This is a genomic window from Tenacibaculum sp. Ill, assembly GCF_051938915.1.
GTDB classification, from domain to species: Bacteria; Bacteroidota; Bacteroidia; order Flavobacteriales; family Flavobacteriaceae; genus Polaribacter; species Polaribacter larymnensis.
Genome location: NZ_JBPSCW010000002.1, coordinates 343,976 through 355,988, shown reverse-complemented (window position 1 = coordinate 355,988; position 12,013 = coordinate 343,976). Strand labels below are relative to the sequence as shown.

The 12,013-nt window shown below is 30.1% G+C and carries 12 protein-coding genes; 5 read left to right on the top strand and 7 right to left on the bottom strand.

Translation table 11 applies throughout. The features are described 5' to 3' along the window. Window positions 1-258 precede the first annotated feature (258 nt). Entirely contained in the window at window positions 259-756 is a 498-nt protein-coding gene (locus ACTPNM_RS01755) for a hypothetical protein (RefSeq protein ID WP_440120340.1), read from the bottom strand. Window positions 757-1,158: 402 nt separating this feature from the next. Here ACTPNM_RS01755 and ACTPNM_RS01750 point away from each other — a divergent pair, with 402 nt between their 5' ends. Together ACTPNM_RS01750 and ACTPNM_RS01745 are read left to right on the top strand one after the other, a co-directional pair. Next, window positions 1,159-1,593: a TerB family tellurite resistance protein gene (locus ACTPNM_RS01750; protein WP_440120339.1), complete on the top strand. Its 435-nt coding sequence runs from the start codon at window positions 1,159-1,161 to the stop codon at window positions 1,591-1,593. A 56-nt stretch (window positions 1,594-1,649) separates the two neighbouring features. Continuing rightward, window positions 1,650-2,243, top strand: coding sequence for a hypothetical protein (locus tag ACTPNM_RS01745; protein WP_099214918.1), 594 nt, complete (start codon window positions 1,650-1,652; stop codon window positions 2,241-2,243). A 52-nt stretch (window positions 2,244-2,295) separates the two neighbouring features. Here ACTPNM_RS01745 and gltX read toward each other — a convergent pair whose 3' ends face one another. The 6 genes from gltX to ACTPNM_RS01715 form a co-directional block, all read right to left on the bottom strand. Further along, window positions 2,296-3,813: a glutamate--tRNA ligase gene (gene gltX / locus ACTPNM_RS01740; protein WP_440120338.1), complete on the bottom strand. Its 1,518-nt coding sequence runs from the start codon at window positions 3,811-3,813 to the stop codon at window positions 2,296-2,298. Between the two features lie 108 nt (window positions 3,814-3,921). Further along, the gene (locus ACTPNM_RS01735) at window positions 3,922-4,074 is read right to left on the bottom strand and encodes a hypothetical protein (protein ID WP_176550553.1); all 153 of its coding nucleotides are present in this window, start codon (window positions 4,072-4,074) and stop codon (window positions 3,922-3,924) included. 241 nt (window positions 4,075-4,315) lie between these two features. After that, on the bottom strand, window positions 4,316-4,501 hold the full coding sequence (locus tag ACTPNM_RS01730) for a hypothetical protein (RefSeq protein WP_440120337.1): 186 nt from the start codon (window positions 4,499-4,501) through the stop codon (window positions 4,316-4,318). A 113-nt stretch (window positions 4,502-4,614) separates the two neighbouring features. Further along, on the bottom strand, window positions 4,615-4,767 hold the full coding sequence (locus ACTPNM_RS01725; protein ID WP_274638862.1) for a hypothetical protein: 153 nt from the start codon (window positions 4,765-4,767) through the stop codon (window positions 4,615-4,617). 97 nt (window positions 4,768-4,864) lie between these two features. After that, the gene (locus ACTPNM_RS01720) at window positions 4,865-5,710 is read right to left on the bottom strand and encodes a hypothetical protein (protein WP_440120336.1); all 846 of its coding nucleotides are present in this window, start codon (window positions 5,708-5,710) and stop codon (window positions 4,865-4,867) included. A 127-nt stretch (window positions 5,711-5,837) separates the two neighbouring features. After that, on the bottom strand, window positions 5,838-6,071 hold the full coding sequence (locus ACTPNM_RS01715; protein ID WP_274638860.1) for a hypothetical protein: 234 nt from the start codon (window positions 6,069-6,071) through the stop codon (window positions 5,838-5,840). A 200-nt stretch (window positions 6,072-6,271) separates the two neighbouring features. Here ACTPNM_RS01715 and ACTPNM_RS01710 point away from each other — a divergent pair, with 200 nt between their 5' ends. The 3 genes from ACTPNM_RS01710 (at window position 6,272) to mnmG (ending at window position 11,965) form a co-directional block, all read left to right on the top strand. Continuing rightward, window positions 6,272-9,553, top strand: a complete 3,282-nt coding sequence (locus ACTPNM_RS01710) for a DUF4175 family protein (RefSeq protein ID WP_440120335.1) — start codon at window positions 6,272-6,274, stop codon at window positions 9,551-9,553. Window positions 9,554-9,640: 87 nt separating this feature from the next. Beyond that, window positions 9,641-10,057, top strand: a complete 417-nt coding sequence (ybeY, locus tag ACTPNM_RS01705; protein WP_440120334.1) for an rRNA maturation RNase YbeY — start codon at window positions 9,641-9,643, stop codon at window positions 10,055-10,057. A 30-nt stretch (window positions 10,058-10,087) separates the two neighbouring features. Continuing rightward, the gene (mnmG, locus tag ACTPNM_RS01700; RefSeq protein WP_440120333.1) at window positions 10,088-11,965 is read left to right on the top strand and encodes a tRNA uridine-5-carboxymethylaminomethyl(34) synthesis enzyme MnmG; all 1,878 of its coding nucleotides are present in this window, start codon (window positions 10,088-10,090) and stop codon (window positions 11,963-11,965) included. Window positions 11,966-12,013: the final 48 nt, after the last annotated feature.

Here is a 12,013-nt window from a genome sequence, read left to right as displayed (position 1 = left end):
CGTGGGGAACTCTGCGCAAAACTCTACACAAATTTACGTTTTCGATCAGATTTTATACTTAGTAGGTGCTAAATTTTACAATACTTTAACAGATGAAAAAAGTGGCATTTTTGTTAGTTATTTAATTTTGAATTAAATACGATTTTAAAGTTAAATTTCAGTTTTGATAGGATTTTTACTACTAAAGTTTTGACAGGTTTCTTCTTACAATCGAAATGACAAATGGAGGATAAAACAACTTAAAAATTGCTGTCTAATTTACAAACATTTACCTGATTCAAAATCTTCTTTAGTAATTGGCTTTCCATTCATAGTATCAGTATCCCAGTCTTGCGAAATTAACCATACACCACTCTTTTTATTAAGTAACACGTGAAACCTTCCGTATACAATACGTGGTTCTTTGTCTTTTTCAGTGTATATAATTCGGTAATAACCTACTTCGTAACCAGTACTTCCTTTGTAAGTTCTTTGATTGAAACAAAAATCTATTTGTCTTTTCTTAGTCGTTGGTTTTTGATAAGATGTTTGTACCGATGTTTTGTATTCTTCTCCTATGCGAATTCCATACTTATTAACTCTTAAAACATCATTAGTATGTAAACTATTAAATGTATTCCAATCTCTAGCTTCAAAAGATTTTTTAAATGGTTGCCATATTTGTTGATTAACCTCTTTTTCTATTACTTCATTATTTTGTGAAAAACTAAACGTAACCGAAACTAAAAAAATTAAAATAGTATATACCGTTTTCATTTTTGATAAGATTGAAAATTCATATGCTACAAGTTAGTAATTTTAAAAACGAAAAACTAAATTAAGATTTATTGATTCTTTTCGTGTATTTTATAAATATCCTCTATTAAGGTTTCGTTTTTCTGTGTTTTTTTATTAAAACCTCCATAATCGCTATTTTAAAGAATAAAAAAACACTAGTATAAACATTTGTATTAACTAAAAATAAAAATTCTTTAAAACATCTAAAAAACACCTGTTTTTTATTAGTAGTTTTTATATGTTTTTAAATTATAATAAGAAAAAATAATACTTTGTTTTTGGTTAGAATTGTTAACTTTCGGCGGTATTTATGTGACTTTATTTAAACTTTGCTTCTAAATAAATACCACTTACTTTCAATCTAAAAAAAACAAAAAAATTATGTCTATATCAGATTTATATTCAACCGGAAAACATAAACAAGAAATAGGGCACTTTGCTAGTGTAGTAAAAATTGCTGAGACTGATGGAATTATTTCAGAAGGAGAACAGTTATTATTAGACAGAGCTGCAAAAAAATTAAATATTAGTGAAGAGGAATATAAGCTAATCTTAAAAAGTCCTGAAAAATACCCAATAAACGCCCCAGTAAGTTACGACGAGCGTATTGAGCGCTTATATCGTTTAACAAGAATGATTTTTGCTGATGAAGATGTAGCCAAAGAGGAAGTTGGCATACTTCGTAAAATTGCAGTAGCTTTGCATTTCTCTGCTGAGAATGCTGAGAAAGTTTGTGATGAAGCCGTTCATTTAGTTTTAAACGATAACGACTTAGATAATTTTACCGCAGCTATTAAAAAGGTGAATGCCAATTAATTTAATTATACTAAAAACTTATTAAACCAGTTATTACTCTAAACACTTATCTCCCGATGAAACATAAAATTTTATTCATAGCAATCTTTACTTGTTTAACAACATCCGTTTTTTCTCAAAACTTAAACGACTCTTGGCAAATAGGTGTAGGTTTCGGAATAACGAAATTTAGTGAAAGTGATGCCGCATTTATTGGTGATCAATACTTATTTCAAGTACCTACTTTAAGTTTAACCATGCCTATTGGTGATCGTTTTTCTTTAGACGGTGCTATGTCTTTTAATACTATTGATGATGTTGGTTTTATTAAAAATTCAGCAAAGTATTTTTCTATGGATGCTTCGTTTCGTTATAACTTGAATGCTATGTTTAACAAGTTTGCTCCGTATGTTTTTATAGGAGGAAGTGTAGTTGACTCTGAACGTAAAATGACACCTACTCTTAATGTTGGTGCTGGTGGAATTTACTGGGTTAGCGATAATATTGGTATTAATCCACAATTATATTATAAACACTCTTTTGAAGGTTACGAAAGTATGCGTTCACATATTCAAGGAACTTTAGGTGTTGTATTTAAATTAAACTGGAATAATGGCGGTGGTAATAATGGTCGTAATGCTGCAAAACATTTAGGAGGTTGTATGTTTTAAACCTTCTTAAAATATAATAAAAAAGCCGCTTTTTAAGCGGCTTTTTTATTTTTTATGATAGTTCGTTTATCGCGTTTTCTATTCTTGTAATGGTAGTTTCTTTACCTATCATTGTCATAATATCAAACAAATCTGGTCCTGCCAATTTACCTACTAAACTCAAACGAAGTGGTTGCATCACTTTACCAAACCCTATTTCTTTTGAGGTAATCCATCCCTTAATTTCAGTTTGGGCATTTTCAATTGAAAAATCTTCTATTTTAGAAATTACTTCTACTAATTCTTGCATTAACTCACTCGTAGTGTCTTTCCATTGCTTTTTAACCGCTTTTGCATCGTATTCTGAAGGGTTTTGATAGAAAAAGCTAGATAACTCCCAAAAATCAGCTACAAACGTTGCACGCTCTTTTATTAACGAAACTACTTTCTCTGTACGATCCTTATCTGTAGTTATACCTTTTTCTTCAAGAATAGGCAAGAATAAAGCTGTAAGTTCTTCGTTAGATTTTTGCTGTAAATACTGCTGATTAAACCATTTGGTTTTATCTGGACTAAACTTAGCTCCTGATTTACTTACGCGCGCTAAATCGAATGCTTCTGTTAGTTCTTTTAAACTAAAAATTTCTTGTTCTGTTCCAGGATTCCATCCTAAGAATGCTAACATATTTATAAATGCATCAGCAAAATAACCGTCTTCTTTGTATCCACGTGAAACATCTCCTGTTTGCTCATTTGTATATTCTAATGGAAATACTGGGAAACCTAATTTATCACCATCTCGCTTACTTAATTTTCCTTTTCCTACTGGTTTTAAAATTAATGGTAAGTGTGCAAATTTTGGTGCTTTCCAATCAAACGAACGATATAATAACTCATGAAGTGGGAGAGAAGGCAACCATTCTTCACCACGAATTACATGTGAAATTTCCATTAAATAGTCATCTACAATATTTGCTAGGTGATAGGTTGGCATACCATCAGATTTAAACAATACTTTATCATCTAAAGTGTTTGTTTCAACTTTAATCGTACCACGAATTTCATCTTGTAAAATCAACGTTTCATCTTGTGGAGTTTTAAAACGAATCACAAATTTTTCTCCTGCATTAATCTTAGCTGCTACTTCATCAGCAGAAAGAGCCAACGAATTGTTTAATTTTTGACGATTATGCCAATTATAGATAAACGTTTTTCCTTGCTCTTCGTGATTTTTTCGATGTGCATCTAACTCTTCAGCTGTATCAAAGGCATAATATGCCCAACCGCTTTCAATTAACTGATCGGCATATTTTTTATACAAATCTTTACGTTCTGACTGACGATAAGGTCCGAATTTTTCGTTTTTACCTGGGCCTTCATCAAATGGAATATTACACCATTCTAACGAATCGATGATATATTGTTCTGCATTGGCTACATAACGTGTTTGATCCGTATCTTCAATACGTAAAACAAAGGTTCCGTTATGTTTTTTAGCAAATAAATAATTGAATAAAGCAGTTCTTACACCACCTATGTGTAAAGGTCCTGTCGGACTCGGAGCAAAGCGTACTCTTACGTTCTCAGTCATTTTTTTATTGATTTGAAAGCGCAAAGATAGTTTTATGTTAATAGAAAAGAAAAAGGAGGAAAGAGAAAAAAGAAAAAAAGCGAGTTTAACTCGCTTTTAAAATAATTTTTATGAGTTATCTGGAACACATGCACAAGCTGTGAAATCATACACGTAACCCACATAACAAGGCTCAAGAGGAAAGCATCCTCCGTTTCCTTTAATTATCTTTTGTTCCTTTTTACTAAGTAATTTACCAGTTTTTGAAATGTTCTTTAACATAATTTTTAAATTTATAGATTAATATAAAAAGCGAACCTAAGTCCGCTTATTGTTTCTTAGCACATATCTTGTTTACAATCATAAAAACAAGCACTAAACTCTTCCTTAGTTTGAAAATTTTGTGATCTACAAAAATCTACACAAACCGAACAAAAAATTAGAGAACCTCCATTAATAAGTTTTTGCTCTTTTTTGTTTAGCGTACTACCTAAATTTGAAATATTCTTCAACATAAAATGTTTTAAGATATTTGACAATAACCCCAATAACAAAAGAAACGTTCATTTTCCATTCCTGGGTAAGAATTAAGAATATCACAATCGCTATTTGAAGAGCATTGCATAGTTCCTCCGCCAAAACCACCATTAATGTTTTTTTGTTCTTTTTTGTTTAGGCTACTACCTAAGCTTGAAATGTTTTTTAACATCTTTAAAGTTTTTAAAATTAGTACTAGCAATTTAATTCAACTTTTAAGACTCTTAGTTGATTTTTCCTTACAAAAAGTAAGGAAAAACCTTACTTTTTAGATTCTTTTTTTAATTATTTATATTGGCAATAGCCATGGAAGCAGTACATGTCTCTTCTTGGACAATCTTGGTCGTATCTACATCTGGTAAGTCCAAAACCTCCGTTAATATTTTTTTGTTCTTTTTTGTTTAGGGTAGTACCTAAATTTGAAATGTTTTTTAACATCTTTTAAAGTTTTTAAATTAGTACTAGCAATTTAATTCAACTTTAAAAATTCTTCAGTGATTTTGCCTTACAAAAGGTAAGGATAATCCATACTTTTTTAAAACTTATGATATAATCCAAAACTCAAAGCTGGAGCTTTGGCAACATTTCTTCCAGCAAAGGCTCCGCCAAATCCTACATTAACACCAAATGATTTATTAAACTCTCCAATAAACTTGAATCCAAATGCAGCATAGCTTTGATTATTTACATACAAACCTGTAGCTAAGTTTTCTTGAGGTAACACAACATCACCATTTTTTAAAGAAGCAACACCATCTAAAAAACCAGCTATCCATAGCCAATTTAAAGCTTTATACCCTATTTCTCCTCCTAGTTTATAGTTAGAACTATAATCATTTGTTCTAATATCAAAACCCGTAAAAGCCTGTATATACCATGAGCCAAAACCTCTCCCTGTTAAAAATAACGGTGTAAATGTCCACGCATCATAACCACTTCTTAATCCTGAATTTTCTTTGTAAGTACTTGTATTTGCTTCTATAGAAAGTTGTCCTGAAAGCAACCACTTATTGTTAGAAAAGTTATGTTTTATTCCTAATTGGATATTTCCTAACAAGGTTTCTGAAGCTTCATCGATAGTAAAAGAAGGAAAAATTACAGACATATCTTCTGTAAAGTCACCTGTTTTTACCATTTTTAAAGGAACGTTAGCAAATAATGTTGTTTTATCTGTTACACCATATTCTCCATATAATTGTAATGTATTGTCGGTAATTTCTCGTTGAGGCTTATAATCTGGATTCCCATAAATTTTATCATAGCTTCCAATTGAGGTAAATGATGCTTGAATATATCCTTCGTTTTTGTTTTTTGTCCACGGACTTTGAGAAAAAACATTAAGTGTAATTAAAAATAATACTGGTATAACTAGTTGTTTCATGCTGAAAATATTTTTTAGTTAGTTTACAAAAGCTTTTGTTCCTTACAAAAAGTACTTATTATTTGAACTACACTTCATAAAAAAAGCAGCATTTAAATAAATACTGCTTTCATACATTTTCTGGATCTTAGCTTATACAACACAAACCATCTTGTATAATTCCTGAACAACTCATTCCATAAGGCGTATCAAAAGCACATGGATTTCCTTCGCCACGACCAACATAACCGTTTCCTCCCGGATAACTTTCATAACACCCTGTTATATCACACTCGTTATTTCCTGAAAAGAAACCTCCATTAATATTTTTTTGATCTACCTTATTAAGCAGAATACCTAAGTTTGAAATGTTTTTTAACATCTTTAAAGTTTTTAAAATTAGTACTAGCAATTTAATTCAACTTTATATACTCATCGTTTTTTTTACCTTATAAAAGGTATGGTAAATCCTTATTTTTTCTTCAAATAACGTATTTAAAGTAGTTTATTAATGAAATATGAGTGTTTAAATAAATCTTTAACTAAGATTTCCTCATAAAACATGTATTTTTATACTTAGATATGGGAGATTTTAATAAAATACAACAGAAACTAGAGCTGTTTAGTAAGAAATTTTACACAAACGAATTGATAAAAGGAAGCATTTTATTTTTTTCGTTAGGATTGATTTATTTACTATTTACACTGTTTATTGAATATTTTTTATGGTTAAAACCAACTGCTAGAACTATTTTATTTTGGTTATTTATTGCAGTAGAAGCATTCTTATTTTTCCGTTTTATTTGTTTTCCTATTTTTAAAATAGTGGGGCTACAAAAAGGAATTTCTTTTGAGGAAGCTTCTAAAATTATCGGAAATCATTTTCCTGAAGTAAAAGATAAACTATTAAACGTTTTACAATTACAGCAAAACAATCAGCAATCTGATTTATTAGCTGCAAGCATTGAGCAAAAATCAAAAGAATTGCAGCCTGTTTCTTTTAATAAGGCCATTGACTTTAGTAGAAACAAAAAGTATGTAAAATATGCTTTAATTCCTTTCTTAATTTGGGGAATTTCTATGCTTACAGGAACTTCTAGTAAACTTTCACAAAGTTTTAATCGTGTAGTAAATCATTCAGTAGCATATAACCCTCCAGCTCCTTTTTATTTTAGTTTAACAGCAAAAGATTTGCATGTTATTAAAGGAAAAGATATAACCGTTTACTTACAAACAGAAGGGGAGGTAATACCTCAGGAAACCAAAATTCATTTTAATAATCAACAATACTTTATGGAAAGTGAAGGAAATGGTTTGTTTTCATATACGTTTTCTGAAGTTCAAAACCCTATTACTTTTTATGCTAGTGCCAACGGAATTGAATCTAATGAGTATAGCATAACAATTATTAAAACTCCATCTATTCAAAATATAGCATTAAACTTAACTTACCCTTCATACATAGGTAAAGCTTCTGAAACAATTAACAACACCGGAAACTTAAATGTTCCACAAGGAACAATTATAAAATGGGACATAAAAACTTCTGAAACCGATACAGTTACCTTCATAGAAAAAGAGAAAAGAACAAATTTTATTCAAAAAGAAAACAACGAATTTGAGTTTACAAAACGTGTTTTAAATAATACAAACTATCAAATAACTACATCTAACAAAAATCTAACAGATTACGAACAACTACAGTTTTCTATTAATGTGACTAAAGATGAATATCCAACTATTAATGTAAATTCAAATATTGATAGTATTTCAAGAGGAAATGCACAGTTTGTAGGTCAAATTGCTGATGATTATGGTTTTAAGAGGTTAGAATTGGTTTATTATGATAAAAACAATAATCAAAACACTGATAATCAATTTATTAATATAAATAAAGAAAATATTCAAACCTTTTATTTTGAGTTTCCTGGAAATTTAGGTTTAAAAGAGGGAATAGACTATGAAATGTACTTTCAAGTATACGATAATGATATTGTAAATGGTAGTAAAAAAGCCATGAGTAGAAAGTTTAGCTATCGACAAAAAACGGAGGAGGAGATAGAAGAAGAACTATTACAAGAGCAAAAAAACTACATTGAAAACATTACTAATTCATTAGATCAACAACAAAAAAGTAAGAAAGATTTAGAAAAGATTCAGTTTGATTTACAGAATAAGAAGAATATTAACTGGAATGATCAAAAGAAAATTCAAAATTTAATAAAGCGCCAGGAGCAATACAAGCAAATGATGCAACGTCAAACGCAAAAATTACAAGAGAATTTTTCTGAAAAGAAAGAAGAAAATGAAACCTTAGAACAGAAAAAAGAAAACCTTAAAAAACGTATTGAAGAACTTAAAAAGTTAGAAAAACAACAAAAATTACTAGACGAATTAAACAAGCTAGCAGATAAATTAAAGAAAGAAGATTTAATTAAAAAGACAAAAGAACTAGCTGAACAAAACAAACAACAGGAGCGTAGTTTAGAACGTATCTTAGAAATGACTAAGCGTTTTTATGTTGAACAAAAAATGAATCAGTTAGCAAACAAGCTTGATGATTTATCTAAAAAACAAGAAGAGTTAAGTAACAAAGAAACTAATAAGGAAGAACAACAACAGATTAATGAGGAGTTTCAAAAAGCGAAAAAAGAATTAGACGACTTAGAAAAAGATAATAAGAAGTTGAAACAACCCATGGAAATGCCTTCTATGGAAGATTTAGAAAAACAGGCTCAAGAAGAATTAAATAAAGCTGGAGAAAACTTAGAAAAAAATAACGCTTCTGAAACTAAAAAAAGTCAGAAAAAAGCTGCTAAAAAAATGCAGCAAATGAGTCAGAAAATGCAACAATCCATGCAATCAATGAGCGCTGAAATGGAAGAGGAAAACATGGAGGGGTTACGTCAAATTTTAGAAAACCTTATTACATTTTCTTTCGACCAAGAAGCTTTGATGAATGAGTTTTCTTCCTCAAATTCATCACATCCTAACTTTGGTAAAAACCTTCAAAAACAACATCAACTTAAAACCTATTTTGAGCATATTGATGATAGTTTATTTGTGCTTTCTATGCGTGTTCCTAGCATCTCATCAAAGATTCAAGATCACTTAGCACAAGCTCATTATAACTTAGATCAGTCTTTAGAAAACTTTGCAGATAATTATTTCCAGACTGGTATATCAAATCAACAATATGTTATGACCTCTGCTAATACATTGGCAGATATGTTAAGTAATACTTTAGATGCTATGCAGAACCCTAAACCTGGTAATGGAAAAGGGAAGGGAAAAGGGAAATCATTTAGTTTACCAGACATCATTCAAAAGCAAAATGAATTGATGGAAAAGATGAAACAAGGTATGCAAAAGAAAAACCAAGGGAATCCTAAAAATGGAAAAGATGGTGAAAATGAAGGACAAAACGGTGAACAAAGTGATGATTTAGATGGTGAATTATATCAAATTTATAAAGAACAATCTCAACTAAGAGAACAATTAGAAAATGCTATTAGAGAAGGTAAAGGAGGGAATGGTGATGCTAAAAAAGCATTAAAAGAAATGGAACAATTAGAAAATGAAATTTTAGAAAAAGGGTTTACTCAAGAAAGCATTAATAGGATGCAGCAATTAAACTATGAATTACTTAAATTAGATAAAGCAACTTTTGAACAAAATAAAGATAAACAGCGTAAATCAAATACCAATTTACAGGAGTTTAATAACAATACTACTAAAGAATTGAAGTTTAAAAAGTTGTTTTATAACCAAACGGAGATATTAAACAGACAATCACTACCTTTGCGCCAAAATTACAAAAAGAAGGTTCAAGAGTACTTTAGCCTTCCAAAGGATAAAAAATAACGTATTAAAAAGCCTCTAGATTATATAAATACTATTGCTTTTTAATTAAGTTTTTAAGACATTAATAATAGTATTTGATATAAAGAAATGATTGCATTTAATTACGAAACCGAGTTTCAATTAAACAATGAAGAAAACACTTCTAAATGGATACAAGAATGTATCGAAAGAGAAGATTTTGAACTGGGAGAAATCAACTATATTTTTTGTGACGACGCTTATTTACATAAAATAAATATTGAGTTTTTACAACACGATACCTTTACTGATATTATCAGTTTTGATTATACATTAGGTAAGTTAGTTGGTGGTGATATTTTTATTTCTGTAGAAAGGGTAGAGGAAAACGCTAAAGAATTTAATACTTCTTTTGAAAACGAATTACACCGAGTGATAATTCATGGTATTTTACATTATATGAAATACAAAGATAAGACTGATGAAGAGAAGCAAATTATGCGCTCTAAAGAAAATGAATGTTTAGAAATTTTAGATAAAAAATAAAAGAGTTCCACGTGGAACTAATTATAAAAAATGAGTTTATTTAATACAACATACGATGTAATTGTAGTAGGAGGTGGACATGCTGGTAGCGAAGCTGCAGCAGCAAGTGCAAACATGGGAGCACACACTTTGTTAATTACAATGAACTTACAAAACATTGCTCAAATGAGTTGTAATCCTGCTATGGGTGGAATTGCAAAAGGGCAAATAGTACGAGAAATTGATGCATTAGGAGGTTATAGCGCTATTGTGACTGACAAGACAGCTATACAGTTTAAAATGCTAAATAAATCAAAAGGACCTGCTATGTGGAGTCCTAGAGCACAATCTGACAGAATGCAGTTTGCAGAGTGCTGGAGAACAATGTTAGAACAAACAGAAAACTTAGATTTTTATCAAGATTCTGTTAATGGATTATTGTTTGATGGTGATACTATTACAGGAGTTAAAACTGCTTTAGGTTTAGAAATAAAAGCTAAAACTGTAATTGTTACAGCTGGTACTTTTTTAAATGGATTAATTCATATTGGTGAAAAAACATTTGGTGGTGGTAGAGCAGGTGAGGGAGCTTCAACTGGTATTACAGAAGATTTAGTTACTAAAGGTTTTGAAGCTGGCAGAATGAAAACAGGAACTCCACCTCGTGTAGACGGACGCTCTTTAGATTACTCTAAAATGACTGAACAACCTGGTGATGATTCTCCAGAAAAATTCTCTTATTTACCAATAACAAAAACATTAACAAAACAACGTTCTTGTTACCTTACTTACACCAATCCAGAAGTACACGATTTACTTCGTGAAGGTTTTGAACGTTCTCCTATGTTTAACGGTAGAATTAAATCTACAGGACCTCGTTATTGTCCTTCTGTAGAAGATAAGATTAATCGTTTTGCAGAAAAGGAGCGTCATCAAATATTTGTGGAACCAGAAGGATGGAACACAGTTGAAATTTATGTAAACGGATTTTCAACATCACTTCCAGAAGATATTCAAGATAAAGCAATACGTGCTATCCCTGGATTTGAAAACGTAAAGTTCTTTAGATATGGTTACGCTATAGAATATGATTATTTCCCACCTACTCAATTAAAACATAACTTAGAAACTAAGTTAATTAATAACTTATTTTTTGCTGGTCAAATTAATGGTACAACAGGTTATGAAGAAGCAGCAGCACAAGGTTTAATGGCTGGTGTAAATGCAGCTTTAAAAACCCAAAATAAAGAACCTTTTATTTTAAAAAGAAGTGAGGCTTATATTGGAGTTTTAATTGATGATTTAATTACTAAAGGGACAGAAGAACCATATAGAATGTTTACTTCACGTGCTGAGTATAGAACATTATTAAGACAAGATAATGCCGATTTACGCTTAACGGAAAAAGCTTATAACTTAGGGTTAGCTTCTCAAGAAAGAATGGATAGGGTAGAAGAGAAGAAGAATAAAACTCAAAACTTAATAGACTTCATTACTAAATTAAGTATTACTAAGGAAGATGTTAATCCTATTTTAGAAAGTAAAAATTTAGCGACAATTAACCAATCTATGAAATTGTATAAAATTGCTGCTAGACCTCAATTAACGTTTTCTGATTTTAGATCTATTGATAAGCTTGAAAACTATGTTAAAGAAAATGGAATTGATAATGAAATTATAGAACAAGTTGAAATCCATTTAAAATACTCTGGTTATATCGAAAAAGAAAAGAATAATGCAGACAAATTAAATAGATTAGAAAACGTACCTATTCCTTCTACATTTGATTATAGCAAAGTAAAGTCTCTATCATATGAAGCAAGAGAAAAATTATCTAAAATACAACCTACTTCAATTTCACAAGCGAGTAGAATAAGTGGTGTTTCACCAAGTGATATTTCTGTCTTACTTGTTTACATGGGTAGATAAATTCTAATTTAGATTTACAAAAAATAAAATGTTCCATGTGGAACGTTT